Source organism: Pseudomonas nunensis, from assembly GCF_024296925.1.
Classification (GTDB): domain Bacteria; phylum Pseudomonadota; class Gammaproteobacteria; order Pseudomonadales; family Pseudomonadaceae; genus Aquipseudomonas; species Aquipseudomonas nunensis.
Window position 1 is genome coordinate 4,012,194 of sequence record NZ_CP101125.1, and the last position, 26,835, is coordinate 4,039,028.

Here is a 26,835-nt window from a genome sequence, read left to right on the forward strand (position 1 = left end):
AAGCCCTGCTAGCGATAGCAGGGCTTTTTCATATCCGGAGTTTGCAATGCAGTCCCCTTGTGGGAGCGGGCTTGCTCGCGAAAGCGGTGTATCAGTCAACATTTATGCCGGCTGACACACCGCTTTCGCGAGCAAGCCCGCTCCCACAGGGGTTCTTTATTGACGGGCCAAACGGTGGTTCGGCAGTTGGACCGTTTCAGTGCTGCGATACGGGTTGATATCCAGCCCGCCCCGCCGCACGTACCGTGCATACACGGTCAATTTCTCCGGCTTCAACAAGCGTTGCAGGTCGAGAAAGATCCGCTCCACGCACTGCTCATGGAAGTCCGAGTGCTGGCGGAAGCTGACGATGTATTCCAGCAGACTCGCGTGATCCAGCGCCGCACCACGGTATTCCACCGCCACGCTGCCCCAGTCCGGCTGACTGGTGACCGGGCAATTGGATTTGAGCAAATGGCTGTGCACAGCCTCTTCGACAATCCGCGAATCATCGCAACGCAACAGCTCTGGACGCGGGTGCTCGTAGTTGCTGACGCTGATGTCCAGCTCATCAATGCACACGCCCGGCAAGGCAACGACGCCTTCCGCTTCAACGTCCTTCAGGCTGCGAATCCGTACGCCAACCGGTTTGCCGGCCGCCGCCGACAGGTCTTTCACCAGCGTGGCTTCAAGGCTCGCGGTGTCGGCAAACGGCGTCTGGTTCAGGGAATTGAGGTACAGCTTGAATGACTTGGATTCGATGATGTTCGGCGAATCCGCCGGGATGCTGAATTCACCGATCGCCACCACAGGCTTGCCCGATGGCAGCAGCCACGACAGCTCGAAGCAGTTCCAGAAATCCACGCCTTTATACGGCAGGGTGTCCGCCGTCAGGCCCAGCTCGGCCCACTTCGCGGTGCGCGGGATCGGGAACAGCAAGGACGGCGTGTAGGTGGCGATGTATTCGCTGGATTTGCCCAGCGGCGAATGTTCGGCTGCGGGATGCATGGCGGAAACCTGACTGAAGAATCAGCGGATTCTATCAGCCTTTGCGCCCGCCTTTGAGTGCTTACTGACTGACAGTCAGTTTGCCGACCATCCCCGCCTGATAGTGACCCGGAATATTGCAGGCAAATTCCAGCTGCGTGGCTTTGGAGAACGTCCAGGTCAGCTCGGCGGTTTTGCCCGGCGGCACCAGCACGCTATTGGGGTCGTCGTGTTTCATTCCATGGTCCATTCCGGCCATCGAACCGTGGTCCATTTCCTTCATTGCTGTAGGCGTCAGCATGCCGCTCTGCTGCATCTTCAACATTTCCTGCTGGTGCGCGGCGTGCATCGCCGCGTCACCGAGGTTGAATTCGTGCAGCAACTGGCCTTTATTCACCAACACAAAACGAATCGTCTCACCGGCCTTGATACCGATAGCCTTCGGATCGAACGACATATCGCCCATCACTACTTCCACGCTGCGGCTGGCCTTGGCCGCCGGGGCCGGCTGACCGAAGTCGTAAGTCTGCGCAGGCGATGCCCACACGGGCGAACTCAACGCCAGCAAACACGCGGCCAGCACCAGACGATTGCGCAAAAACATAGCCGTACTCCAACAAGATAAGGTTCAGCCTATGGAAAACTCTAAACTGACACGCCTGCCCGCAACCTGACAGGCAGATTACAACTTTGTCAGGTTGGCCCGCATCGGCAGGCCCCACGGTATAAAGCGTCCGCTCCATTTGCCCAGAGCTATTTATTAAACAGAGCTTTTTATTAAACAGAGCTACCCATGAAACTGCTGATCGTCGAAGACCAAGCGAAAACCGGCCACTACTTGCGCCAGGGCCTGACCGAGGCCGGGTTCAATACCGAACTGGTGGCCGACGGCAGCAGCGGCCAGCAACTGGCGCTGACCGGTGAATACGCCTTGCTGATCCTCGACGTGATGCTGCCCGGCCGCGATGGTTGGCAGATTCTGCAAGCGGTGCGCGGCGCCGGCCTCGACACGCCGGTGCTGTTTCTGACCGCCCGCGACGCGGTGGAGGACCGGGTTCACGGCCTGGAACTGGGCGCCGACGATTATCTGGTCAAACCTTTCGCGTTTTCTGAATTGCTGGCCCGGGTCCGCAGCCTGTTACGGCGTGGCAGCGCCACACCTCAGGAAACCACCCTGCAACTGGCCGACTTGCGCCTGGACCTGATCCGCCGCCGGGCTGAACGCAACGGTCAACGCATAGACCTGACCGCCAAGGAATTCTCCCTGTTGGAAATGCTCCTGCGCCGGCAAGGTGAAGTGCTGCCCAAATCGCTGATCGCTTCCCAGGTGTGGGACATGAATTTCGACAGCGACACCAATGTCATCGAGGTGGCGATCCGGCGCCTGCGCTTGAAGATCGACGACGACTTTCCCAACAAACTGATCCACACCGTGCGCGGCATGGGCTACGTGCTCGAAGAGCGTGACGCCTGATGCGCCGACTGTCCTTGAGCAATCGCCTGGCGCTGCTGTTTGCAGCCTGCACTGCGGTGGTGTCGTTGTTTGCCGGGGTGCTGTTCAGCCGCGCCAGCGAAGCGCATTTCGTTGAACTCGATCAGCAGTTGCTGGACGGCAAGTTGATCGGCTTGCGCCGGGCGCTGCATGACCTTGAATCCAGTGAAAGTGAAGTCAAACTGCAAGACGAGTTGAGCCGACAGGCCGATTTGTCGCTGCGCATTACCGGCGGCGATGGTCTGCGCTGGTACGACAGCTCGATTCGACTGCCCAAGGACCTCCCGCAAACGCCGGGTTTATCGACCCTGAGCAGCGAGGGCACTGACTATCGCGTCCTCAACGCCCCGCTGTTTCCCGACAAGCCCGACTCGCCGCGACTGACGCTGTTGCTGGACATCACCCACCACCAACACTTCTTGCAACGCATGCAACACCTGATCTGGCTGACCGTCGGCCTCTCGGCCCTGGCCACTGCCCTGCTCGGTGCCTGGGCGGCACGTAGCGGTCTGCGCCCGTTGCGGCGCATGAGCGCGGTGGCCAGCGGGGTGTCTGCACATTCGCTCAACGCACGCTTGCCGGAAGCGAACATGCCGCCAGAACTTGCGGAAATGGCCCACAACTTCAACGCCATGCTCGGACGCCTCGACGACTCTTTTCAACGACTCTCGGCCTTCTCCGCCGACATCGCGCATGAATTGCGCACGCCCTTGTCGAACCTGCTGACTCACACCCAGGTCACCCTCACCCGCCCGCGCCCGATCGAGGATTATCGCGAGGCACTGCACAGCAACCTCGAAGAACTGCAATGGATGGCGCAACTGGTCAACGACATGTTGTACCTGGCCAAGGCTGACCACGGTTTGCTGATGCCCAAGCGCGAACCGCTGGAACTGGCGGAGGAAGTGGATCTGTTGCTGGAGTTCTTTGCACCGCTGGCCGAGGACGCGCAGGTGAAACTGAGCCGTGATGGCAGCGCACAGATGGAGGGCGACCGCAGCATGTTGCGCCGGGCGCTTTCCAACCTGCTGGATAACGCGCTGCGGTTTACGCCGGCCGAGGGTGAGGTTCGGGTACGGATTGTCGATCAGGCCAAAGGGTTGAGCCTGACGGTCGAGAACAGTGGGGACGGGATTGCTGAGGCGTTGCTACCGCGTTTGTTCGACCGGTTCTATCGGGCTGATCCGGCGCGCCAAGAAGGCAGTAGCGAGCATGCGGGGTTGGGGTTGGCGATTACCCAGTCGATCATTCGTGCCCATGGCGGGTTGATTCGTTGCGAATCGGCGAATGGGTGGACGCGATTTGTGATTGAGTTGCCCAAGAAGGATTGAGGCCAGCAGGGCCGGCCTCTTCGCGGGCAAGCCTCGCTCCTACACAGGGCGATGTAAACCTGTAGGAGCGAGGCTTGCCCGCGAAGACAATTTCAGGGCTTACGAATACCGCAACGCATGCGCCGGCTCGATCTTCGCCGCACGCCATGCCGGATAAACCGTCGCCAAAAAGCTCAGGATGAAACCCGCCGAGCAGATCAACAACACATCCCCGCCCTGCAATTCCGACGGCAAGTTGCTGACGAAGTACACGTCCGAACTGAAGATGTGCTGCCCGGTGACCCGCTCCAGCCAACCCACCAGCTCACTGACGTTCAGTGCCGCAATCACGCCCAGCACACCGCCGATCAAGGTGCCGACAATCCCGATCACCGTGCCCTGCACCATGAAGATCGCCATGATCTGGCGTGGCGTGGCGCCGATGGTGCGCAGGATCGCGATGTCCGCGCCCTTGTCGTTCACCACCATGATCAAGGTGGCGATGATGTTGAACGCCGCCACCGCGACGATCATCAGCAACAACAGGCCGATCATGGTTTTTTCCATTTTCATCGCGCTGAAGAGGCTGCCCTGGGTGTGGGTCCAGTCGTCAGCCTTGTAAGCGGTGCCGAGGCCATTGGCGATGTCGTTCGACACCTTCGGCGCTGCGTACAAATCCTTCACCGCCAGGCGCACGCTCTGCACCTGGTTCGGCTGCCAATGCTGCATCTGCGCGGCGTCGGCCATGTGGATCAACGCCATCGAACCGTCCAGTTCGGCGCCAACCTTGAACACGCCGACCACGTTCAGTCGCTGCATGCGCGGGGTGATGCCACCCGGTGCGCTGCTGACTTCCGGCACGATCAGGGTGATTTTGTCGCCGACGTTCAAGCGAAAGCGCCGCGCGGTGATTTCACCGACTACCACGCCGAACTCGCCGGGTTTCAAGTCATCGAGACGGCCCTGGACGATGTGCTGCGCAACGATGGAAACCTTGCCTTCCTGCGCCGGATCGATGCCGCTGACCTGAATCGGCTGCATCGAGCCTTTATAAGAGAGCATGCCTTCCATTTCGGTGAACGGCACGGCGGCGGTCACTTCAGGATTTTTCATCGCGGCGGCGGCCACGGGCTGCCAATCGTCGATCGGGTTTACGCCGACGATGGTCGCGTGGGGCACCATACCGAGGATGCGCGAGCTCATTTCGCGCTGGAAACCGTTCATCACCGACAACACCACGATCATTGCCAACACGCCCAGGGCGAGGCCGATCATCGAGGTCATCGAGATGAAAGATACGAAGCGATTGCGGCGCTTTGCGCGGGTATAGCGCGCGCCGATAAAGATCGATAACGGTCTGAACATTCGCTGGGGCACCGTATAAAAATAAAAGACCCGACGGACTATTCAGTCACGCCGGGTTTGGGCCGATCAGATGGGCGTCAGGCAACCTTCCTGCAAATGCAGGACGCGATCCATCTGGCGAGCCAGGTTCATGTCATGAGTCACCACCAGGAACGCCGTGCGCATCGAGGTGCTGAGTTCCAGCATCAAATCCTGAATGCCTTGCGCGGTGTGGGAGTCGAGGTTGCCGGTCGGCTCGTCGAGCATCACCAGCCCAGGGTTGTTCACCAGGGCGCGGGCGATGGCCACACGTTGACGCTCGCCGCCGGACAACTCCGAAGGTTTGTGTTGCAGGCGATGCCCCAGCCCTACCCGCTCCAGCAATGTGGTGGCACGCTGACGTGCTTCCGGGATCGCGGTCTTGCCGATCAGCAGCGGCATGCAGACGTTTTCCAGCGCGGTGAATTCCGGCAGCAAGTGGTGGAACTGGTACACGAACCCGAGGGAACGGTTACGCAGCAAACCACGATTTTTCTCGCTCAGGGCCGAAAGCTCTTCGCCGTCGAGCCAGACGCTGCCCTTGGTTGGCGTATCGAGGCCGCCCAGCAGGTTGAGCAAAGTACTTTTACCCGAACCCGAGGTGCCGACAATCGCCACACGCTCACCCGGGTGCAGCTCCAGTTGCAGACCGGCCAACACTTCTACCGACTCCGGGCCTTCCTCGTAGGATTTGCCCAGGTTGCGGCAGCTCAAGATTGCTTTTTCACTCATGCCCGACTCACTCATAACGTAGCGCCTCCGCAGGCTGGGTGCGCGCGGCACGCCAGGCTGGATACAGGGTGGCGAGGAAACTCAGGACCAACGCGGCGGCGCAGACCATCAACACGTCCTGGCTCTGCACTTGCGACGGCAGGTAATCGATGAAATACACGTCGGCGTTCAGGAATTTATGCCCGATCAGCCCTTCGAGCGCCGAGATCGCGGCGCTGACGTTCAGCGCGGCGAAGATCCCGACCACGGCGCCGATCAGCGTACCGACCACACCAATGACCGTGCCCTGGACCATGAAGATCGCCATGATCGAACCCGGCGTCGCGCCAAGGGTGCGCAGAATCGCGATGTCGCCCTTCTTGTCGTTCACCACCATCACCAGCGTGGAGATGATGTTGAACGCCGCCACGGCGACGATCAGCAGCAACAGCAGACCGATCATGGCTTTTTCCATGCGGATCGCCTGATACAGGTTGCCGTGGGTACGGGTCCAGTCGCGGGCGTAGTAATGGTCTTCGCCGAGTTGCTGGGCGAGGGTCCATGCTACGCGCGGTGCCTGGAACAGGTCGTCGAACTTCAAGCGGATGCCCTGGACCTGATCCGGTTTCCAGCGATGCAGCCGGGCCAGATCCTGCAGGTTGGTCACGCCCAGGTAGCCGTCCAGCTCACCGGCGCCGACATGGAAGATGCCGACCACGGTAAAGCGTTTCATGCGCGGGAACATCCCGGCCGGGGTCACGGTGACTTCCGGCGCGACGAACGTCAGCTTGTCACCAATCGATGCGCCGAGTTTGGCCGCAGCCTTGTCGCCGATGACGATGCCGAAGCTGCCGGGGGTCAGGTCGTCGAGTTTGCCCTGCTGCATGAAGTTATCAATGATCGAGACCTGGCGCTCCAGCGTCGGGTCGATGGCATTGAGCAACACCTTGGAGACCTTGCCGTTGTTGGTCAGCAGCCCCTGCATCTGGGTGAACGGCGCAACGGCCGTCACCTGCGGGTTCTGCTTGACCTTGGCGGCCAGGCTTTGCCAGTCGCTGATGGGTTCACCGGACTCGATGGTCGCGTGGGGCACCATGCCCAGCACGCGGGTGCGCATCTCATGATCGAAGCCGTTCATGACCGACAGCACGACGATCATCACGACCACGCCAAGGGCGAGCCCGATCATTGAAGTCAGGGAAATGAACGACACAAAATGATTGCGACGCTTTGCACGGGTATAACGCGTGCCAATAAATACGAAGAGAGGTCTGAACATGTCGGGGCTTGTTCGGAGGGAAAAGGAACGTCCTTGTGGCGGGGGTCGATAACCAGCTTTACACTCAGACCACCGCCGCTACCATGGGTTCGCCATGTCGACATTAGATGAAGAAGATCGCCGCGAATACTACCGTATCGAGGACTCGATCGCACTGGAAATTCGGCCCCTGTCTGCTCCCGAAGCCGCAGGCCAGGAAGTGTTGCAGGATGCTTCGCCACTATTCAACCTGCTCAGCGAACTGCACCTGAGTGAATTCGAGTCGCAGCACCTGTTGCGCCAGATCAGTGAGCGCGACCGGGCGATTGCGGCATTCTTGAAATCCCAGAACAAACGCATCGACCTGCTGAGCCAAGTGGTCGCCTTGACCGTGCTCGGGCAGATCGGCGAACCGCAACCGGTGATCATCTCCGAAGGCGGCATCGACTTTCAGCACCCGACGCCGATTGCGGTCGGCGCGCACCTGTCGGTCAAACTGGTGCTGATGCCGCAAGCGCTGGGCCTGTTGCTGCGCGCCAAGGTCACCCACTGCGACCGCAAGGGTGACGGCTACGATGTCGGCACCGAGTTCGAATACCCGACCGATGCCCAGCGCCAGTTGCTCGCCCGCTACATCTTGCAAAAGCAGGCCCAGGAACGACGCCTGGCCCGCGAACAAAACGAATCAGGCATTTAATTAAGGAAGAACCGTGACCCTCATCTACGGCCATCGCGGCGCCAAAGGCGAAGCACCGGAAAACACCCTGACCAGTTTTCAGGAATGTCTCAAGCACGGCGTGCGCCGTTGCGAACTGGACCTGCACCTGTCCATGGACGGCGAGTTGATGGTCATCCATGACCCGACACTCAAGCGCACCACGGATCGGCGCGGCAAAGTGGTCGAGCACTCCGCCAAGGATCTGGTGACCTACGACGCGCGCAAGGGCGGCCCGGGCTGGATCAAGCCGTGCCCGATTCCGACGCTGGAAGAACTGTTCGAGAAATGCGATTTCGAGCACTGGCAACTCGAAGTCAAAAGCGCTTCACGCACCCGTGCCGCAACCACCGTGCTGGCGATTCGTGAGATGGCGGTGCGTCATGGCCTGCTGGACAAGGTGACGATCACCTCGAGTTCCCGCGAAGTATTGAAAGCTGCGCTGGATCTGGTGCCGGACGTGTCCCGGGGATTGGTGGCCGAATACGCCTGGCTCGACCCGTTGAAGGTCGCGCAAAGCTATGGCTGTGAGATTCTGGCGCTGAACTGGACCCTGTGTACGCCGGAACGCCTGCAAAAGGCGCAACGTCAGGGGCTGCATGTGTCGGTATGGACAGTCAACGAGCCCGCGCTAATGCGCAGACTCGCCGACTTCGGCGTTGACAGCCTGATTACAGACTTTCCCGGTTTGGCCACTGCCACGCTCGAGAATTGCTGAAATCGGTCTCCCCGGCCGGCTCAGGCCACCGGCCGGAGCCGCTCAAAAAAGCCGGTTGAGGCCATCGTACGCCGCTACCCGATAGGCTTCGGCCATGGTCGGGTAGTTGAACGTCGTGTTGACGAAGTATTTCAGGGTGTTCAGTTCACCCGGCTGGCTCATGATCGCCTGGCCGATGTGAACAATCTCCGACGCCTGATAGCCGAAGCAGTGAACGCCCAGCACTTCCAGGGTTTCACGGTGGAACAGGATCTTCAGCATGCCCTGGGGCTCGCCGGCGATCTGTGCACGCGCCATGCTCTTGAAGAACGCCTTGCCCACTTCGTACGGCACCTTGGCCTGAGTCAGCTCCTGCTCGTTCTTGCCGATCGAGCTGATCTCCGGAATGGTGTAGATGCCGGTCGGCACATCATTCACGAAGCGCCAGCTGTTGTTATCCACGATGCTGCCAGCGGCCGAACGGCCCTGGTCGTGGGCGGCACTGGCCAGGCTTGGCCAGCCGATCACGTCGCCGGCACCGTAAATGTTCGGTACGCAGGTGCGATAGGCTTCATCGACTTCGATCTGGCCACGGCTGTTGACCTTCACGCCGATGTTTTCCAGACCCAATGCGTCGGTGTTACCGGTACGACCGTTGCACCAGAGCAAGGCGTCGGCCTTGATCTTCTTGCCGGACTTGAGGTGCAGGATCACACCGTTGTCCACGCCTTCGACGCGGTCGTAGTCTTCGTTGTGGCGGACCGTGATGTTGTTGTTGCTGAAGTGATAGCTCAGGGCCTGGGAAATTTCCGAGTCCAGGAAGCTCAGCAACTGACCACGGTTATCCACCAGCTCAACCAGCACACCCAGGCCACTGAAGATCGAGGCGTATTCGCAACCGATCACGCCAGCGCCGTAAACGATGAGTTTGCGCGGGGTGTGGTTGAGGCTGAGGATGGTGTCGCTATCGTAGATACGCGGGTGATGGAAATCGATGTCCGCCGGGCGATAAGGACGCGAGCCGGTGGCGATGATGATGTGCTTGGCCACCAGTTTCTCGACCACGCCGTTGGCGCACACCACTTCGATGGTTTGCTCGTCGGCGAAGCTGCCGGTGCCAAAGAACACGTCGACGCGGTTACGGGCGTAGTAGCCGGTGCGCGAGGCGACTTGTTTGGAAATGACTTTTTCAGCGCTTTTCAGCACGTCCGGGAACGAGAACCAACGCGGCTCACCAATGGCCCGGAACATCGGGTTGGTGTTGAACTGCATGATCTGCCGGACCGAGTGACGCAATGCCTTGGACGGGATGGTGCCCAGGTGGGTGCAGTTGCCGCCGACCTGGCGACGGCTGTCGACCATCGCCACCTTGCGCCCTGCTTTGGCGGCGTTCATTGCCGCGCCTTCTCCCGCCGGGCCGGAACCCAGCACCACCACGTCGTAGTTGTAGACAGCCATGCGTACTCCTCAGAACAGGCCGCGGCGCCATCGGCACCTGCGGCTAAATCACGCCGATCTGCGGCGTGAAGGAACAATTTGGGGCCAGTGCAGAACCCGGACACAGTCTATAGAAGCGTCAACGCCGCGCACATTAACCCTTGGTCGCGTCGTAGGCTACTTTTGCCTGCGCTACAACGCCAGTCTTCAATGCTCGGATCGCCGTAATCATTCGGTTTTGCCGCCACTGAGCCGTTCAAAAGCCTGATTGGTCCGTGTGACGAAACCTGTATCGGCACGAATCACAAAGAATGCACCGATGTTGTGTTTTTCCGCGTAGTCCCATCCACGTACCGGGCCGAGAATCAGCAACAGCGTCGATAAGCCATCGGCCATCAGGGCTGAAGGATTTATTACCGTGACCGACGCGAGGTTGTGGGTAATCGGCGCACCGGTGCGGGCATCGAAGGTGTGGGAATAGCGCCGACCGTCCTGCTCGAAATAGTTGCGGTAGTCGCCGGAGGTGGAGACGCCGTAGCCGTCCACGTTAATGATGCGCTCGGCCACTTGTTGGTCGTCCCGAGGCTCTTCCAAGGCAACTTTCCACGGGGAGCCGTCGAGTTTTTTACCGGCAGCCTTGAGTTCGCCCGTGGCTTCGGCGAGGTAGTTGTGGATGCCCATGCTGTCGAGTGTGGCGGCGATGCTGTCGACCGAATAGCCGGCGGCGATGCTGTTGAAGTCCACCTCGACCGCGGCGTCCTTGCACAGTTGATCGCCGTCGATGCGCAGGTGCGTGTAGCCGATTCGCTGCATCGCGGTGGCCAGAGCTTCGGGACTGGGGATTTTTTCCTCGCGGGCTTGTGGGCCAAAACCCCAAAGGTTCATCAAGGGTTCGACGGTCAGGTCGTAGGAGCCTTCGCTTTGCAGTGACAGTTGTTCGCCGACACGGACCAATTCGAGGATCGGCGCGCGCATGGTCTGACAGCGATTGGCCGGCAGATCGTTAAAGCGTTCGATGTCCGAGTCGCTGCGGTAGGTGGACATTTGCCGGTCAACGTCAGCGAGGATTTTTTCGACTTCGGCTTGCACCACCTTCGGCGCGGGCAAACCCTGAGTTCGCACGTACTTGATCGAATAGGTGCTGCCCATGGTCGGGCCGCCGAAGCTTTCCATGGAATCGCCGTTGCCGCAGCCGGACAGCGCAATGAACAACAACGGGAAAAACCCCTTCCGCTTCAACAATCTCAATCCCTCTGAATACCCCCGACACAGCGCCAGTGCCGACCATTATGCAACACCCCTGTAGGAGCGAGGCTTGCCCGCGAAAGCGATCAACCTGACACACCGCCTTCGCGGGCAAGCCTCGCTCCTACAGGTTTCTAAGTCGTTCAACCTCTATATCCGTGCCGGCTAATGGCTATAACGTTTAAGCAGCAGCCTAACTAGTGGTTGCCTATCCATCTTCATACACATATCGTTACAAAACTGTTCGGTGTGTGCCTGCGTGCTTGAGGCCGACAGCCAGGAAGCGTCAAGACCAGGGATTTCCAATAAGACAGCCAAAGTGAGAGCGTTAAAATGTCCTCGAATACGGGCAAAGGCAAAGCGATCTTTCGCGTTGTCAGCGGTAATTTTCTTGAGATGTTCGACTTTATGGTCTATGGCTTTTACGCCACGGCCATTGCGAAGACCTTCTTCCCTGCCGACAGCGCATTCGCCTCCCTGATGCTGTCCCTGGCCACTTTCGGCGCCGGTTTCCTGATGCGTCCGCTGGGTGCGATTTTCCTCGGCGCCTACATCGACCGCCATGGCCGCCGCAAAGGCCTGATCATCACCCTCGCCCTGATGGCCGCCGGCACAGTGCTGATTGCCTGCGTGCCGGGTTACGCCACACTGGGCGTCGCTGCGCCGCTGATCGTGCTGTTCGGTCGCCTGTTGCAAGGTTTCTCGGCGGGCGTGGAACTGGGCGGTGTGTCGGTGTACCTGGCCGAAATTTCCACCCCGGGCCGCAAAGGCTTCTTCGTCAGTTGGCAATCCGCCAGCCAACAAGCGGCCGTGGTATTCGCTGGTTTGCTGGGTGTGGGCTTGAACCACTGGCTCAGCCCGGAACAAATGGGTGACTGGGGCTGGCGCGTACCGTTCCTGATTGGCTGCATGATCGTGCCGGTGATCTTCGTGATTCGTCGCTCGCTGGAAGAAACTCCGGAATTCCAGGCACGCAAACATCGCCCTACCCTGCAGGAAATCATCCGTTCGGTCGGTCAGAACTTCGGCATTGTCATCGCCGGCATGGCGCTGGTGGTCATGACCACCGTGTCGTTCTACCTGATCACCGCGTACACGCCGACCTTCGGTAAAGCCGAACTGCACTTGTCCGATCTGGATGCGCTGCTGGTCACCGTGTGCATCGGCCTGTCGAACTTCTTCTGGCTGCCGGTGATGGGGGCTGTGTCCGACAAGATCGGGCGTAAACCCCTACTGTTGGCGGCGACCATTCTGGCGATCCTGACCGCCTACCCTGCCCTGTCGTGGCTGGTGGCGAACCCGAGCTTCAGTCATCTGCTGATCGTCGAGTTGTGGTTGTCGTTCCTGTATGGCTCGTACAACGGCGCCATGGTGGTAGCCCTGACCGAAATCATGCCGGTAGAAGTTCGTACAACCGGTTTCTCCCTGGCCTACAGCCTGGCGACTGCAACCTTCGGTGGTTTTACACCGGCGGCGTGCACCTACCTGATCCATGTGCTGGACAATAAGGCTGCGCCAGGGATCTGGCTCAGCGGTGCGGCGGTGCTGGGGTTGATTGCGACGCTGGTGTTGTTCCGTGGCAACAAACATGAACTGCGGACTGCGCAGGCGGCTGTGGTTGGTGGCGCTCGATAGATCGCATTCGCGGGCAAACCTCGCTCCTACAGGTAGCGTGCAATATCACAATTCGCGCATAACCCGTAGGAGCGAGGCTTGCCCGCGAAGAGGCCCGCCCAGACAACACATCCACAACGAGCAAAGAACGCACAAACAAAAACGCCCCGACCAAAGTCGGGGCGTTTTCATGTGCGGCTAAAGCTTAGCGCGGGAATGCAGGCGGGTTGACCCCGGCCATGTCTTCCATCACGCGAACCACTTGGCAGCTGTAACCGAATTCGTTGTCGTACCAAACGTACAGAACAACGCGGTTGTCTTGGCTGATGGTTGCTTCAGCGTCCACAACACCGGCGTGGCGCGAGCCAACGAAGTCGGTGGACACTACTTCCTGCGAGTTGACGTAGTCGATTTGCTTATGCAGATCGGAGTGCAGCGCCATGTAGCGCAGGTACTCGTTCATCTCTTCACGGGTGGCGGCTTTCTCAAGGTTCAGGTTGAGAATGGCCATCGACACGTTAGGCGTCGGAACGCGGATCGCGTTACCGGTCAGCTTGCCGGCCAGTTCAGGCAGAGCCTTGGCAGCAGCGGTGGCAGCACCGGTCTCGGTGATTACCATGTTCAGCGCGGCGCTACGGCCACGGCGATCGCCCTTGTGGAAGTTGTCGATCAGGTTCTGGTCGTTGGTGTACGAGTGAACCGTTTCAACGTGACCGTTGATGATGCCGAACTTGTCGTTGACTGCCTTCAGCACCGGCACGATGGCGTTGGTGGTGCAGGACGCCGCGGAAACGATCTTGTCGTCAGCGGTGATTTCGCCGTGGTTGATGCCGTGAACGATGTTCTTCAGCTTGCCTTTGCCAGGCGCGGTCAGCACAACGCGGTCGATACCCGGGCAAGCCAGGTGTTGGCCCAGGCCCTCGGCGTCACGCCATACACCGGTGTTGTCCACCAGCAGTGCGTCTTTGATGCCGTACTGGGTGTAATCCACTTCAGTCGGGTTCTTCGCGTAGATAACCTGGATCAGGTTGCCGTTAGCGGTGATGGTGTTGTTTTCTTCATCGATGGTGATGGTGCCGTTGAAGGAACCATGCACCGAATCGCGACGCAGCAAGCTGGCGCGCTTGACCAGATCGTTCTCGGCGCCCTTGCGGACCACGATGGCGCGCAGACGCAGGCCGTCGCCGCCACCGGTTTTCTCGATCAGGATGCGCGCCAGCAGACGGCCAATGCGACCGAAGCCGTACAGGACAACGTCGGTGCCTTTGCGCGCCGTAGCGTTTTGCTGGCCAACAACGTCAGCCATTTCTTCACGGACGAACTGCTCGGCGGTGCGGCCATTGCCTTCGTTACGGAATTTGAACGCCAACTTGCCCAAGTCTACCGAAGCCGCGCCGAGCTTAAGCTCGCTCATGGCTTTAAGCAGAGGGAATGTTTCGTGGACGGAGAGTTCGCTGTCGTCGGTGGAGCGATGGCGAGCAAAGCGGTGAGCTTTGAGAATCGCGATGACAGACTGGTTGATCAGGCTGCGGCCATAGATCGAGCTCACCACGTTGTTATTGCGGTAGAGCTGACCGATAAGCGGAATCATCGCTTCTGCGAGTGCTTCACGGTCGATCCATTCACCAAGACACTGGTCGGGCTTCTGAGTCACGGGAACCTTCCACATATGTAGGGGCAGAAAAAAGGGGCTACATTATGCCGCCGAGTGCCTCTCGTAGCAATGCGCGCCTGTCGTGCGAGTCGTAACAAATTCCGCTCCAAAAAAATTACGCCCCGCTGGAGCCCAGTAAACACGGGGCTTTCAGCGCAGTCAAATTTTTGGAGGTAGCGCTGCCTTGTCCGTAACCATCCGTAACACTGGTTGTTTTTGCCACTACATAATCGGCAATTTTCACTGAAAAACGGCCGGATTTTGTCTTTACCACTACATTTTGCCCAACCCGCGTAATAGACATATCTGCAACTGACAGCCGGCACCCGAGGCCGCTACAATTACCGACTTTGTCGCAACGCTTGGAGCTCAACCTTCCGTGCCCGTTCTGCGTCTACCGCTTCTCCCTGCCGCGGCAGGTAAACAGCACTGGGGCAACCTGCCCGGTGCCGCCCTGAGCCTGGCCATTGCCGAGGCCGCCAGCGCTGCCAAGCGCTTTACCCTGCTGCTGACCGCCGACAGCCAAAGTGCTGAACGGCTGGAACAGGAGCTGAGTTTCTTCGCCCCGGATTTGCCCGTGCTGCATTTTCCCGACTGGGAAACCCTGCCTTACGATCTGTTCTCGCCGCACCAGGACATCATCTCCCAGCGCATTGCCAGCTTATATAGGCTGCCGGAGCTGACCCACGGCGTGCTCGTGGTGCCGATCACCACGGCATTGCATCGCCTGGCGCCGACCAAGTTCCTGCTCGGCAGCAGCCTGGTGCTGGACGTCGGCCAGAAGCTCGACGTCGAGCAAATGCGTACCCGGCTAGAGGCCAGTGGCTATCGCTACGTCGATACGGTGTACGAGCACGGTGAATTTACCGTGCGTGGTTCGCTGATCGACCTGTTCCCGATGGGCAGCAAACTGCCGTTCCGGATCGACCTGTTCGACGACGAAATCGAGACCCTGCGCACCTTCGATCCGGACAACCAGCGCTCCATCGACAAGGTCGACACCGTTCGCCTGTTGCCGGCGCGGGAATTCCCCCTGCAAAAGGATGCGGTCACGCGCTTCAAGGCGCGCTTCCGCGAACGTTTCGACGTGGACTTCCGCCGCTGCCCGATCTTTCAGGATTTGAGCAGCGGGATTACGCCGGCCGGTATCGAGTACTACCTGCCGCTGTTCTTCGATGAAACCTCGACCCTGTTCGATTACCTGCCGCAAGACACCCAGGTGTTTTCCCTGCCGGGCATCGAACAGGCCGCCGAGAACTTCTGGAACGACGTGCGCAATCGCTATGAAGAGCGCCGCGTCGATCCTTCTCGTCCTTTATTACCGCCGACCGAGCTATTCCTGCCGGTGGAAGACTGTTTCGCACGCCTGAAAAACTGGCCGCGCGTCGTGGCCAGTCAACAAGACGTGGAAACCGGTGTCGGCCGCGAACGCTTCCCGGCGCAGCTGTTGCCGAACCTGGCCATCGAAGCGAAGGCCACCCAGCCACTCGCCGCGCTGGCTGGTTTCCTCGACGAATTCCCCGGTCGCGTGCTGTTTACCGCCGAGTCGGCGGGCCGTCGTGAAGTGCTGCTGGAATTGCTCGAACGCCTGAAGCTGCGGCCGAAAACCGTCGACAGCTGGCCAGACTTTGTCGCGGGCAAGGATCGTCTGGCGATCACCATTGCGCCGCTGGACGAAGGCTTGATGCTGGACGATCCGGCCCTGGCGCTGATCGCCGAAAGCCCGTTGTTCGGGCAACGGGTGATGCAACGTCGTCGTCGGGAAAAACGCGCCGACGGCAATAACGATGCAGTGATCAAGAACCTCACCGAGCTGCGCGAAGGTGCGCCGGTGGTGCACATCGATCACGGCGTCGGCCGTTACCTTGGACTCGCGACCCTGGAAATCGATGACCAGGCTGCCGAGTTCCTGACTCTGCAATACGCTGAAGGCGCCAAGCTGTATGTGCCGGTGGCCAACCTGCACCTGATCGCTCGTTACACCGGCAGCGACGATGCACTTGCCCCGCTGCATCGTCTCGGCTCCGAGACCTGGCAGAAAGCCAAACGCAAAGCCGCCGAGCAGGTGCGCGACGTCGCCGCCGAGTTACTCGACATCTATGCCCGCCGCGCCGCTCGCGAAGGTTATGCCTTTGCCGATCCGAAAGCCGATTACGCAACGTTCAGCGCCGGCTTCCCGTTCGAAGAAACCCCGGACCAGCAGACCACCATCGACGCCGTACGCGCCGACATGCTCGCACCCAAACCGATGGACCGGCTGGTCTGCGGCGACGTGGGTTTCGGCAAGACCGAAGTGGCGATGCGTGCCGCATTCATCGCGGTGCACGGCGGTCGCCAAGTGGCGATCCTGGTGCCGACCACCCTGCTCGCCCAGCAACACTACAACAGCTTCCGCGACCGCTTCGCCGACTGGCCGGTGAGCGTGGAAGTGATGAGCCGCTTCAAGTCGACCAAGGAAGTGAACGCCGCCATCGCCGAGCTGGCCGAAGGCAAGATCGACATCGTGATCGGCACGCACAAGCTGCTGTCCGACGATGTGAAAATCAAAAACCTCGGGCTGGTGATCATCGACGAGGAGCACCGTTTTGGTGTGCGTCAGAAGGAACAGCTCAAGGCGTTGCGCAGTGAAGTCGACATCCTGACGCTGACCGCCACGCCGATTCCGCGCACGCTGAACATGGCGGTGTCGGGCATGCGCGACCTGTCGATCATCGCCACACCGCCGGCCCGTCGCCTGTCGGTGCGGACCTTCGTCATGGAGCAGAACAAAAGCACGGTCAAGGAAGCCCTGCTGCGTGAGTTGCTGCGTGGCGGTCAGGTCTACTACCTGCACAACGATGTGAAGACCATCGAGAAATGCGCCGCCGACCTCGCCGAACTGGTGCCGGAAGCGCGGATCGGCATCGGCCACGGGCAGATGCGCGAGCGCGAACTCGAACAGGTGATGAGCGACTTCTATCACAAGCGCTTCAACGTGCTGATCGCCTCGACCATCATCGAGACCGGCATCGACGTGCCGAGCGCCAACACCATCATCATCGAGCGTGCGGACAAGTTCGGCCTGGCGCAGTTGCACCAATTGCGCGGCCGGGTTGGTCGCAGCCACCACCAGGCTTACGCGTACCTGCTGACGCCGCCGCGCCAGCAAATCACTGGCGACGCGGAAAAGCGTCTGGAAGCAATCGCCAACACCCAGGACCTCGGCGCGGGCTTCGTGCTCGCCACCAACGACCTGGAAATCCGTGGCGCCGGCGAGCTGCTGGGCGACGGTCAGAGCGGGCAAATCCAGGCTGTCGGCTTCACGCTGTACATGGAAATGCTCGAGCGCGCGGTGAAGTCGATCCGCAAGGGCGAACAACCGAACCTCGACCAGCCGCTCGGCGGCGGCCCGGAAGTCAACTTGCGCGTTCCGGCGTTGATTCCCGAGGACTACTTGCCGGACGTTCACGCCCGTTTGATCTTGTACAAACGCATCGCCTCGGCCACCGACGAGGAAGGTCTCAAGGACCTGCAAGTGGAGATGATCGACCGTTTCGGCCTGTTGCCGGAGCCGACCAAGAATCTGGTACGCATCACCCTGCTGAAGTTGCAGGCCGAACAACTGGGCATCAAGAAAGTCGATGGAGGCCCGCAAGGTGGCCGAATCGAGTTCGCCGCCCAGACGCCGGTCGACCCGTTGACCCTGATCAAACTGATCCAGAGCCAACCCAAACGCTACAAATTCGAAGGCGCCACGATGTTCAAGTTCATGGTGCCAATGGAGCGCCCAGAAGAGCGCTTTAATACTGTAGAGGCGCTGTTTGAGCGCCTTCTCCCGAAAACTGCTTGAAGGACGCCGTATGCGCCTGTTTCGCTCGCTGACCTTGTTGATGACGCTGATTGCTCCCTCGGCGTTTGCCGATGATCTGTATCAGGTCGAAATGATTCTGGTCCGGCAGAACGCCGTGCCTGCCATCGTCAGCCGCGCCGCGCCGGAAGACTGGGCTGCCGGCGCACAACGCCTCAGCCCCGACAGCCAGCGCACGCCAAGCCTCAATGGCGAAGTGGAGAAACTCACCGCCAGCAATGATTACACCGTGTTGCTGCACAAGGCCTGGCAACAGACCCTGGGTGAAACCGAAAGCAAAGTTGCAATCAGTGACGGTACAGAACAGTTCGGTCAGTTCCCGATCGAGGGCACGCTGAACCTCAAACTGGGGCGCTTCACCGATGTTGACGCGGACTTTTGGGTCAACCAGATCGACGGTAACGGTATGGTCACCGCCAGCGAACGCCTGAAGCAGGAAAGCCACACCAAGAACGGTCAACTGAACTTCCTCGACAACGGCCACCTCGGCCTGTTGATCAAGATCACGTCGCTGACCGCCCCTGCGCCTCGGCCAGTCCCCGATGAAATTCCGGACTGATTGACCTCCTTATGTCTGCGACCCTGAGCAAACCCCTGGGACCTTCCTGGGTCAGCCGATTCAAGGAACAGAGCCTGGAGCGCGGCCGTCGCTACGCTTTGGAAAACCGCGTCAGGATCGTCGAAGCCGGCGACGCAACGATCATCGCTGCCTGCGAAGGCTCGGGCGGTAACGTTTACCGTCAGACCATTCGCCTGCGCGAGTCAGCCAAAGGCACGCTGCTGATGATCGACGCCAGTTGCACGTGCCCGGTCCACAGCAACTGCAAACACTGTGCGGCGGTACTGCTCAAAGTCCAGGAAACCCTGGCCTATCCCGCGGCTGCGCAAGATGCCGAACTGCTGGAAAAACTCCAGACCGTACTGGAAAACCGCAGCCCGAAGGCGCCGCCACAAGTGCTGGTGGATAACGTGCAACCGGTGCCGCGCCTGTGGCTGGCGAGCATTGAGTTCAGCGCTTTTGAACCGCGTAACGGCAAGATGCAGCGCTATATCCAGCATCGCGCGGCACTGTCCTTCAGTTATCTGGATGAATACGTGTCCGGGCAGAAAAATGCCGACGTGTTGATTCGCCAGGAAACACAAACATTACGGATAAAACGTCACCCGGAAGTCGAACAGGCCTACAGGGAACAGCTACGAATCCTCGGCTTCAAGATCGCCACCCGACAAAGCAAGGCCTTGCCGGAAAGCGCCGGCGAGCTGTTCGAGATGGTCAACGACAGCGCCTGGCTGACGTTCACCCTCAATGAACTGCCAAAGCTGCGCACCCAGGGCTGGGAGTTGCAGATCGACGAGGAATTCGGTTTCGACCTGACCGCCGTAGACGATTGGTACGCCACCGTCGAACAGGCGCCGGAGCGTGACTGGTTTGACCTGGAGCTGGGGATCATCGTCAACGGTGAGCGGCTGAGCTTGCTGCCGATCCTGTTGAACCTGATGCGCTCGCACACCGAGATTCTCAACCCGGAACGCCTGGCCCGACGTCGCGACGACGAGTTGATCCTGGTGAACATCCCGAACCGCCCGAACTCCGAGTACGGTCCGCTGCAGGTTGCCCTGCCTTTCGGACGCTTGAAACCGGTGCTGGCGACCCTGGGCGAGTTCTATCTGCAAGAGCCCGGCGAAACCACGCTGCGCCTGAGCAAGGCCGACGCCACGCGACTGAATCCGCTGGAAGGCATGCCGTTGCTGTGGGAAGGCGGCGAGCAGATCCGCACCTTTGCCCAGCGCCTGCGGGACATCAAGGACTTCACTACGGTCGCGCCGGAGGGCTTGAACGCGACGTTACGGCCGTATCAGCTTGAAGGCTTGAGCTGGATGCAATCGTTGCGGCAATTGGAAGTCGGCGGGATTCTCGCGGATGACATGGGCCTGGGTAAAACCCTACAGACCCTGGCGCATATTCTCAGCGAGAAAATCGCCGGACGCCTCGATCGCCCGTGCATGGTGGTGATGCCCACCAGCCTGGTCCCCAACTGGCTCGACGAAGCGGCGCACTTCACGCCGAAACTCAAAGTGCTGGCGCTGTACGGCGCCAGCCGTAAAAAGCACTTCGAGAACCTGACCGATTACGACCTGATCCTGACCACCTATGCGTTGCTGCCCAAGGATGTTGAAACCCTGGCCGCCGTGCCGCTGCACGTGTTGGTCCTGGATGAAGCGCAGTACATCAAGAACCCCAACAGCAAGGCTGCCCAGGCTGCCCGTGAACTGAATGCACGGCAACGCCTGTGCCTGAGCGGCACACCGCTGGAAAACCACTTGGGCGAGCTGTGGTCGCTGTTCCACTTCCTGCTGCCCGGCTGGCTCGGCGATGTAAAAAGCTTCAATCGCGATTACCGGGTGCCGATTGAAAAGCGCGGCAGCGAAGTCAGGCTTCAGCACCTGAACGGTCGGATCAAACCGTTTCTGCTGCGCAGGACCAAAGAGCAAGTCGCGACCGAATTGCCGCCGAAAACCGAGATCATCCACTGGGTGGACCTCAACGAAGCCCAGCGCGACGTGTACGAAACCATGCGCCTGGCCATGGACAAGAAAGTCCGCGACGAGATCACCCGCAAAGGCGTGGCGCGCAGTCAGATCATCATTCTTGAGGCTTTGTTGAAGTTACGTCAGGTCTGCTGCGATCTGCGCCTGGTCAATGACGCCGTCCTGCCCACTCGTGGCAGCACTTCTGGCAAGCTCGACAGTTTGATGGAAATGCTGGAGGAGCTGTTCGAAGAAGGTCGGCGGATTTTGCTGTTCTCGCAGTTCACGTCGATGCTGGCGTTGATCGAGGACGAACTGAAGAAACGCGGTGTTGAGTACGCAATCCTGACCGGACAAACCCGCGACCGCCGCGCACCGGTGAAGGATTTCCAGAGCGGCAAGCGTCAGATCTTTCTAATCAGCTTGAAGGCTGGCGGCGTGGGCTTGAACCTGACCGAAGCCGATACGGTGATTCACTACGACCCGTGGTGGAACCCGGCGACAGAAAACCAGGCGACCGACCGCGCGTATCGCATCGGCCAGGAAAAACCGGTGTTCGTCTACAAGCTAATTGCCCGGGGCACGGTGGAAGAGAAGATTCAGCACCTGCAAAAGGAAAAATCCGACCTGGCGGCGGGTGTGCTGGACGGGCGTTCGGCTGGGGACTGGAAGTTGCAGAATGATGATATCGAGGCGTTGTTTGCGCCGTTGCCGGATAAGTTGGAGAAGCGTTGAGATCAGCGGTGTCTGGCCGATAGCCTTCGCGGGCAAGCCTCGCTCCTACGGGATTTGAGGGTGTTCGCAATATTGCGGCTGACCCAAAACCTGTAGGAGCGAGGCTTGCCCGCGAAGAGGCCCTCACTGACGACAACATCTATCAAGATTTGAGATGGGGCAACGGCGCAAACAGCGCCTCAATATCACTCTGTTCAAGCTTCAACCCACCCGTTGCCCCGCCTTCAAGCACCGCCCCGGCCAACGCGGCCTTCTCCTGCTGCAGCGCCTGGATTTTTTCTTCCACTGTGCCTCGGGCAATCAGCTTGTAAACGAACACCGGCTTGTTTTGCCCAATCCGGTAGGCCCGGTCGGTCGCCTGGTTTTCCACCGCCGGGTTCCACCATGGATCGAAATGGATCACGGTGTCTGCAGCGGTCAGGTTCAGACCTGTGCCGCCAGCCTTCAGGCTGATCAGAAACAGCGGGACTTTACCGCTCTGGAAATCCTTCACCGGCGTACGTCGATCCGTGGTTTCACCAGTCAGCAACGAATAGCCAACACCACGCTGCTGCAACTCTTCTTCAATCAAGGCCAGCATCGAAGTGAACTGCGAAAACAGCAGAATCTTGCGGCCTTCACTGAGCAACTCTTCCAGCATCTCCATCAAGCTGACCAGTTTCCCGCTGCCCGAGCGCAGGGCTTTGGCCGTGAGCGTCATCTTGATCAGGCGCAGATCGCAACAGACCTGACGCAGCTTGAGCAGCGCGTCGAGGATGATGATTTGACTGCGGCCCACGCCGCTGCGAGCGATTTCGTCACGCACCTTCTTGTCCATCGCCACGCGCACGGTTTCATACACATCCCGTTGCCCATCGCTAAGATCAACCCAATGCACGATTTCGGTTTTCGGCGGCAATTCGGTGGCGACCTGGTCTTTCTTGCGGCGTAGCAGAAACGGTTTGATCCGGGCTGTCAGATGCTGCATTCGCTCGCTGTTGCCGTGCTTCTCGATGGGAGTGCGGTAGTCGCGATTGAACGTTTTGCTGTCGCCCAGCCAACCGGGCAGCAAAAAGTGAAACTGCGACCACAACTCGCCGAGGTGGTTTTCCAGCGGCGTACCGGACAGACACAATCGCTGACGGGCCTGTAGATCACGGGCAGCTTGAGCGGCTTTACTGATCGGGTTCTTGATGTTCTGCGCTTCATCGAGAATCAGCACACTCCAGACCTGCGCCTGCAAAACCTCCAAGTCCCGAGGTAGCAGCGCGTAAGTGGTCAACACCAGGTCGTATTCGGCCAGGCTGGTGAAGTCTTTCTGCCGTGCCGAGCCATGCAGTGCCAGGACCTTCAATTGCGGGGTAAAGCGCAGTGACTCGTCGAGCCAGTTGGGGATCAGGCTGGTGGGCATTACCGCCAGCGCCGGACAATCGAGGCGCCCGGCCTGCTTTTCCGTCAGCAGATGTGCCAGGGTTTGCAGGGTTTTACCCAGCCCCATGTCGTCGCCGAGGATGCCGCCGACCCCCAGCTCGCGCAGGGTTTGCATCCAGTTCAGGCCTTCAAGCTGATACGGGCGCAGCGTTGCGTTCAAGCCCTCTGGCGCAGGGACATGCGCATGAGTCGACTCCCGTAGACGCTTGGCAAAACTGCGCAGCCGTTCACCGCCCTGCCAAACCAGCGGCACGCCTTCCAGCGCACTCAACCGCGCGGCATCCGGGGCAGTCAAACGCAACGAGTCGCCCTCATGTGAGCCCAGGTACAACTCGCCGAGCGTGGCCATCAGCGGTTTGATGCGGCCATAGGGCAGCGCAACTTTCACATGCGCCTTGGCACCGCCAAGCTCGATCAACAGTTGTTCGTCATCGTTGCGCTTGGCCAGACTGGCAGGATCGAGCAACTGTGGCTGGCTGCGCAGCAAATGCAGCAAGATCGGCAGCAGGCTGTGACGCTCGCCGTTAACCACGATGCCCAGTTGCAGATCAAACCACTGGTGCGCCGACTCTTCCTCAACATCGGCATACCACTGCTCTACCGGCTGCACATTGAAGTGAAAGGCATGGCTGATATCGACGTGCCAATTTGCCTTACGCAGCAGCGGGATTCCTTCCTGCACAAAGGCAAGCCAGGCTGAATCATCCGGCAACGCGAACATTTCGCCCGGGCGGTCCACGCTGCTTTTGATCGTAGCCTTCTTGAAACCGTGTTTTTGCAGGGCCTGGCGCAGGGCTTTTTCGGCGGCGGGTTTGCGCTGGATACGCTGGGTTTCGGTGCCGGAAAGGATCAACACTTCGGGGTTTCGGTCCGTGGCCGGGTGCCCGTCGTAGGTGAACACCAGCGCGGCACGGTGCTCCGCCTCATACTTCCAGTTCTTATAGCGTTTACCGCTGTTGAGCGTCAGGTGCGCCTTGGGAAAAATGTCATCGACCACCCGTTCCGTCAGTTGGTGCGGCGGGGCCACTTGCGTCGCAGAACTCATCCGATGGCTGAACTGCATCGCCTGGCGCGCCGGAATATCCGGCGCCAAGGTCAAGTGACACGCCAGTTTTTCATCCTGCTCGGTGAACAAGGTTCCGACTTGCAGTCGCTCGCGGTCAAGGTAGTACAAGGGTTCAATGGCCAGTACCGTTTCCGGTTCGACTTCGCCGCTGCTCCATTGAGGGCGGAAACTGCCGTTGGATTGTTCGGCCCAGGCAAACCGACCTGCCCTCTTCGCTCCCGAAGACAGAGGCGGCTGCTCGAAATCGAGGAACAGCCGCGCGGTACGCAGCAACATCTCCAGGAGTTCGGCGCCACTGCTGCCTTCCAAGGGGTAGCCGCCGTAATAAGCGTGATGGGAGTGAATGGCCACCAGCAGCCTGGCGATCCGAAGGTCCAGTTCGGCCAGATAGCCGGGTTGGCGCAGCAGCATTTCCGATAACGAGTACACCGGCTTGAGGTCTTGCAAGACGCCGCCCTTGAGTTGGCGGGCCTTGAAAATTTCCAGCGTCCACTTCCCCGCAACGGGAGTGGCCTTGAGCCGATAGACCAGGCGCGTGTTTGTCCCCAGCGCTGGCTCATCGAGCGTTTTGCCCGTAGCGGGAATAGCGTCGAGCCAGCGCTCCAGCTCGCGACTCAGATGGACCTGGGCGGTGCTTTCGGATGGTTTATCGCGATGATCCAGCAGGTGATAAATAACTGCGGCGCAGTGTTTGCAGTTGTATGAAACAGGACAGGTACAAATGCATCCGAACCGGAAGCCCCCATCCCGATCTTTGACGAGCTCGATGTTCTGCTCGTATTCCTGTCTTTCGGAGCCGACGCACGTTGCAACAATCATCAAGCCGTCGTTCTGTTGGATCGTTACACGATCCTCATCCGCGTACCTGCGGGCCTTTTCCAGAGCGCGATGACTGAACACCTCTGCCCAAGGTAGCGCATGAAGTTGCTCGGTTATTGTTGTCATGAAATCTACGCCGCTTGATTCAATGAATCGGCCAGACACTTTATCTGGCCGCAGAAACTCAACCCGCCAACACTCGCGCCAACGTCGACTTCACCTTGCCCATCCCGTCATGCAACGCCTGTTCGATCTCGGCCATGGTGATCACCGATGTGGACTTGCCCGCCGCCGGGTTCACCACCAGCGCGAGGCAGGCGTAATCCAGTTCCAGCTCACGGGCCAGTGCCGCTTCCGGCATCCCGGTCATGCCGACGATGTCGCAGCCGTCGCGTTCCAGCCGCGCAATTTCAGCGACGGTTTCCAGGCGTGGCCCTTGGGTGCAGGCGTACACGCCATGACTGCTGTAGCCGACGCCTTCTGCCGCCAATGCGGCGATCAACTGCTGACGCAACGGCTCGCTGTAGGGGTAGCTGAAATCGATGTGGGTGACCTGCTCCAGGTCACCGGCAAAATAGGTGTGTTCGCGACCGCTGGTGTAGTCGATCAGTTGATGCGGCACGCAGAAATGTCCGGTGCCCATCGCGGCATGAATCCCGCCTACAGCGTTGACCGCAAGAATCGCTTCGGCCCCGGCCTGCTTCAGCGCCCAGATGTTGGCGCGGTAGTTCACCTGATGCGGTGGTAAACGGTGCGGGTGACCGTGACGCGCAAGGAACAGGACTTCCTTGCCGGCGTATACGCCGATCTGCACTTCGGCCGAAGGTGGGCCGTAAGGCGTGTCCACCGCCAGTGATTGACGAATATTCAGGCCTTCCAGTTGAGTCAGGCCGGTACCACCGATGATCGCGTAAACCGTCATAACGAAAAGTCCTTATTCAATCAGTTGAGCTTCTTTGAGTGCGCCGACAGCCGTGAGCCAGCGCGGATCCTGGCGGTATTCGGTGCCAGCGAACGACTGCCCGCGCATCCGCGCAATACGCGGCGATGGCGTGACCTTCATGCGCTGGGCGGCAGTCAGGGCCAGTTCCGCAGCGGCGCGGTCGTTGCACACCAGGCCCATGTCACAACCGGCGGTCAGCGCGGCTTCGATGCGGCTGGCAGCATCGCCGACTACATGGGCGCCGGCCATGGAAAGATCGTCACTAAAGATGACGCCGTCGAACTGCAACTCGCCGCGCAGGATGTCCTGCAACCAGCGCCGGGAGAAACCGGCCGGCTGGGCATCGACCTGTGGATAAATAACGTGGGCCGGCATGACCGCGGCCAATTGCTTGCTCAATCGAGCGAAAGGTACAAGGTCATTGGCGCGGATTTCGTCGAGGCTGCGCTCGTCATTGGGAATCGCGATGTGTGAATCCGCCTCTGCCCAACCGTGGCCCGGAAAATGTTTCCCGGTAGCGGCCATGCCAGCGCTGTTCATGCCGCGAATGAAGGCACCGGCGAGCAAGGCTGCGCGCTCCGGATCGCCTTCGAACGAGCGGGTACCGACCACGGCGCTGCGCTGGTAATCCAGGTCCAGCACCGGGGCGAAGCTCAGGTCGAGGCCGACAGCGAGGACTTCGGTGGCCATGATCCAGCCGCACTGCTCGGCCAGGTATTCGGCATTCGGGTTGTCGGCGATGGCGCGCATGGCCGGCAGGCGTACGAAGCCCTGGCGCAGACGCTGAACCCGCCCGCCCTCCTGGTCTACCGCCAGCAGCAGATCAGGACGAATGGCGCGAATCGCGGCGCTCAGCTCACGCACTTGGCGCGGGTGCTCGATGTTGCGGGCAAAAATGATCAGGCCGCCCACTTCGGGCTGACGCAACAATTGGCGATCTTCGGCCGTCAGCCAGGTACCGGCGACGTCCACCATCAACGAGCCTTGCAGGCCAGCAGTCATAG

Annotated in this window: 19 protein-coding genes; 8 read left to right on the top strand and 11 right to left on the bottom strand. The window is 60.0% G+C overall.

Annotated features, from left to right (window positions below):
- Window positions 1-156: 156 nt before the first annotated feature.
- Together queF and copI are read right to left on the bottom strand one after the other, a co-directional pair.
- Window positions 157-987 carry an NADPH-dependent 7-cyano-7-deazaguanine reductase QueF gene (gene queF, locus NK667_RS17430; protein ID WP_054054250.1) on the bottom strand — a complete coding sequence of 277 codons (831 nt, stop codon included), beginning with the start codon at window positions 985-987 and terminating at the stop codon, window positions 157-159.
- A gap of 61 nt (window positions 988-1,048) precedes the next feature.
- The gene (copI, locus tag NK667_RS17435; RefSeq protein WP_054615603.1) at window positions 1,049-1,570 is read right to left on the bottom strand and encodes a copper-resistant cuproprotein CopI; all 522 of its coding nucleotides are present in this window, start codon (window positions 1,568-1,570) and stop codon (window positions 1,049-1,051) included.
- Between the two features lie 189 nt (window positions 1,571-1,759).
- Here copI and NK667_RS17440 point away from each other — a divergent pair, with 189 nt between their 5' ends.
- Both NK667_RS17440 and NK667_RS17445 read left to right on the top strand, forming a co-directional pair.
- A complete protein-coding gene (locus NK667_RS17440) occupies window positions 1,760-2,440 on the top strand; it encodes a heavy metal response regulator transcription factor (protein WP_054615604.1) in 681 nt (226 codons plus the stop codon).
- Window positions 2,440-3,789, top strand: coding sequence for a heavy metal sensor histidine kinase (locus NK667_RS17445; protein WP_054615605.1), 1,350 nt, complete (start codon window positions 2,440-2,442; stop codon window positions 3,787-3,789). Before NK667_RS17440 ends, NK667_RS17445 begins: the two co-directional genes overlap by 1 nt.
- A 99-nt stretch (window positions 3,790-3,888) precedes the next feature.
- On the opposite strand, the gene NK667_RS17450 is transcribed toward NK667_RS17445, so the two are convergent.
- From NK667_RS17450 to NK667_RS17460, 3 genes are all read right to left on the bottom strand, one after another.
- Window positions 3,889-5,133, bottom strand: coding sequence for a lipoprotein-releasing ABC transporter permease subunit (locus NK667_RS17450; protein ID WP_054054257.1), 1,245 nt, complete (start codon window positions 5,131-5,133; stop codon window positions 3,889-3,891).
- A gap of 66 nt (window positions 5,134-5,199) precedes the next feature.
- A complete protein-coding gene (lolD, locus tag NK667_RS17455; protein ID WP_177331443.1) occupies window positions 5,200-5,883 on the bottom strand; it encodes a lipoprotein-releasing ABC transporter ATP-binding protein LolD in 684 nt (227 codons plus the stop codon).
- 7 nt (window positions 5,884-5,890) lie between these two features.
- A complete protein-coding gene (locus tag NK667_RS17460) occupies window positions 5,891-7,141 on the bottom strand; it encodes a lipoprotein-releasing ABC transporter permease subunit (protein ID WP_054054260.1) in 1,251 nt (416 codons plus the stop codon).
- A gap of 94 nt (window positions 7,142-7,235) precedes the next feature.
- Here NK667_RS17460 and NK667_RS17465 point away from each other — a divergent pair, with 94 nt between their 5' ends.
- Window positions 7,236-7,817 (top strand): PilZ domain-containing protein, encoded by a 582-nt coding sequence (locus NK667_RS17465; RefSeq protein WP_054054262.1) that lies wholly within the window; start codon window positions 7,236-7,238, stop codon window positions 7,815-7,817.
- A gap of 13 nt (window positions 7,818-7,830) precedes the next feature.
- Window positions 7,831-8,553: a glycerophosphodiester phosphodiesterase gene (locus NK667_RS17470; RefSeq protein WP_054054264.1), complete on the top strand. Its 723-nt coding sequence runs from the start codon at window positions 7,831-7,833 to the stop codon at window positions 8,551-8,553.
- A 42-nt stretch (window positions 8,554-8,595) separates the two neighbouring features.
- Here NK667_RS17470 and sthA read toward each other — a convergent pair whose 3' ends face one another.
- Window positions 8,596-9,990: a Si-specific NAD(P)(+) transhydrogenase gene (gene sthA / locus NK667_RS17475; RefSeq protein WP_054054267.1), complete on the bottom strand. Its 1,395-nt coding sequence runs from the start codon at window positions 9,988-9,990 to the stop codon at window positions 8,596-8,598.
- A 207-nt stretch (window positions 9,991-10,197) separates the two neighbouring features.
- Window positions 10,198-11,142 carry an FAD:protein FMN transferase gene (locus NK667_RS17480; RefSeq protein WP_413786155.1) on the bottom strand — a complete coding sequence of 315 codons (945 nt, stop codon included), beginning with the start codon at window positions 11,140-11,142 and terminating at the stop codon, window positions 10,198-10,200.
- A gap of 405 nt (window positions 11,143-11,547) precedes the next feature.
- Between NK667_RS17480 and tcuC the strand changes: the two genes are divergently transcribed.
- Window positions 11,548-12,849, top strand: a complete 1,302-nt coding sequence (gene tcuC / locus NK667_RS17485) for an MFS transporter (RefSeq protein ID WP_054054270.1) — start codon at window positions 11,548-11,550, stop codon at window positions 12,847-12,849.
- 184 nt (window positions 12,850-13,033) lie between these two features.
- On the opposite strand, the gene NK667_RS17490 is transcribed toward tcuC, so the two are convergent.
- Window positions 13,034-14,497, bottom strand: coding sequence for a glyceraldehyde-3-phosphate dehydrogenase (locus NK667_RS17490; protein WP_054054272.1), 1,464 nt, complete (start codon window positions 14,495-14,497; stop codon window positions 13,034-13,036).
- 364 nt (window positions 14,498-14,861) lie between these two features.
- Between NK667_RS17490 and mfd the strand changes: the two genes are divergently transcribed.
- From mfd to NK667_RS17505, 3 genes are read left to right on the top strand one after another with little or no spacing between them, the layout of a single operon-like run.
- Window positions 14,862-18,311 (top strand): transcription-repair coupling factor, encoded by a 3,450-nt coding sequence (gene mfd / locus NK667_RS17495; protein ID WP_054615607.1) that lies wholly within the window; start codon window positions 14,862-14,864, stop codon window positions 18,309-18,311.
- A 10-nt stretch (window positions 18,312-18,321) separates the two neighbouring features.
- Window positions 18,322-18,888: a CsiV family protein gene (locus NK667_RS17500; protein ID WP_054615608.1), complete on the top strand. Its 567-nt coding sequence runs from the start codon at window positions 18,322-18,324 to the stop codon at window positions 18,886-18,888.
- Window positions 18,889-18,899: 11 nt separating this feature from the next.
- Window positions 18,900-21,593, top strand: a complete 2,694-nt coding sequence (locus tag NK667_RS17505; RefSeq protein WP_054615609.1) for a DEAD/DEAH box helicase — start codon at window positions 18,900-18,902, stop codon at window positions 21,591-21,593.
- 142 nt (window positions 21,594-21,735) lie between these two features.
- On the opposite strand, the gene NK667_RS17510 is transcribed toward NK667_RS17505, so the two are convergent.
- The 3 genes from NK667_RS17510 to nagZ are packed head-to-tail and all read right to left on the bottom strand — an operon-like array spanning window position 21,736 to window position 26,821.
- Entirely contained in the window at window positions 21,736-25,014 is a 3,279-nt protein-coding gene (locus tag NK667_RS17510) for a DEAD/DEAH box helicase (RefSeq protein ID WP_083471348.1), read from the bottom strand.
- A gap of 58 nt (window positions 25,015-25,072) precedes the next feature.
- On the bottom strand, window positions 25,073-25,810 hold the full coding sequence (locus NK667_RS17515) for an S-methyl-5'-thioinosine phosphorylase (protein WP_054054283.1): 738 nt from the start codon (window positions 25,808-25,810) through the stop codon (window positions 25,073-25,075).
- Window positions 25,811-25,822: 12 nt separating this feature from the next.
- Entirely contained in the window at window positions 25,823-26,821 is a 999-nt protein-coding gene (nagZ, locus tag NK667_RS17520; RefSeq protein ID WP_177331460.1) for a beta-N-acetylhexosaminidase, read from the bottom strand.
- Window positions 26,822-26,835 lie beyond the last annotated feature (14 nt).

Coding starts and splice junctions, on each gene's coding strand:
- NK667_RS17500 (WP_054615608.1), top strand. CDS start 18,322: ATGCGCCTGTTTCGCTCGCTGACCTTGTTGATGACGCTGATTGCTCCC.
- NK667_RS17465 (WP_054054262.1), top strand. CDS start 7,236: ATGTCGACATTAGATGAAGAAGATCGCCGCGAATACTACCGTATCGAG.
- lolD (WP_177331443.1), bottom strand. CDS start 5,883: ATGAGTGAAAAAGCAATCTTGAGCTGCCGCAACCTGGGCAAATCCTAC.
- NK667_RS17450 (WP_054054257.1), bottom strand. CDS start 5,133: ATGTTCAGACCGTTATCGATCTTTATCGGCGCGCGCTATACCCGCGCA.
- copI (WP_054615603.1), bottom strand. CDS start 1,570: ATGTTTTTGCGCAATCGTCTGGTGCTGGCCGCGTGTTTGCTGGCGTTG.
- sthA (WP_054054267.1), bottom strand. CDS start 9,990: ATGGCTGTCTACAACTACGACGTGGTGGTGCTGGGTTCCGGCCCGGCG.
- NK667_RS17480 (WP_413786155.1), bottom strand. CDS start 11,142: ATGGAAAGCTTCGGCGGCCCGACCATGGGCAGCACCTATTCGATCAAG.
- NK667_RS17460 (WP_054054260.1), bottom strand. CDS start 7,141: ATGTTCAGACCTCTCTTCGTATTTATTGGCACGCGTTATACCCGTGCA.
- NK667_RS17440 (WP_054615604.1), top strand. CDS start 1,760: ATGAAACTGCTGATCGTCGAAGACCAAGCGAAAACCGGCCACTACTTG.
- NK667_RS17505 (WP_054615609.1), top strand. CDS start 18,900: ATGTCTGCGACCCTGAGCAAACCCCTGGGACCTTCCTGGGTCAGCCGA.
- NK667_RS17515 (WP_054054283.1), bottom strand. CDS start 25,810: ATGACGGTTTACGCGATCATCGGTGGTACCGGCCTGACTCAACTGGAA.
- queF (WP_054054250.1), bottom strand. CDS start 987: ATGCATCCCGCAGCCGAACATTCGCCGCTGGGCAAATCCAGCGAATAC.
- tcuC (WP_054054270.1), top strand. CDS start 11,548: ATGTCCTCGAATACGGGCAAAGGCAAAGCGATCTTTCGCGTTGTCAGC.
- NK667_RS17510 (WP_083471348.1), bottom strand. CDS start 25,014: ATGACAACAATAACCGAGCAACTTCATGCGCTACCTTGGGCAGAGGTG.
- NK667_RS17445 (WP_054615605.1), top strand. CDS start 2,440: ATGCGCCGACTGTCCTTGAGCAATCGCCTGGCGCTGCTGTTTGCAGCC.
- NK667_RS17490 (WP_054054272.1), bottom strand. CDS start 14,497: ATGTGGAAGGTTCCCGTGACTCAGAAGCCCGACCAGTGTCTTGGTGAA.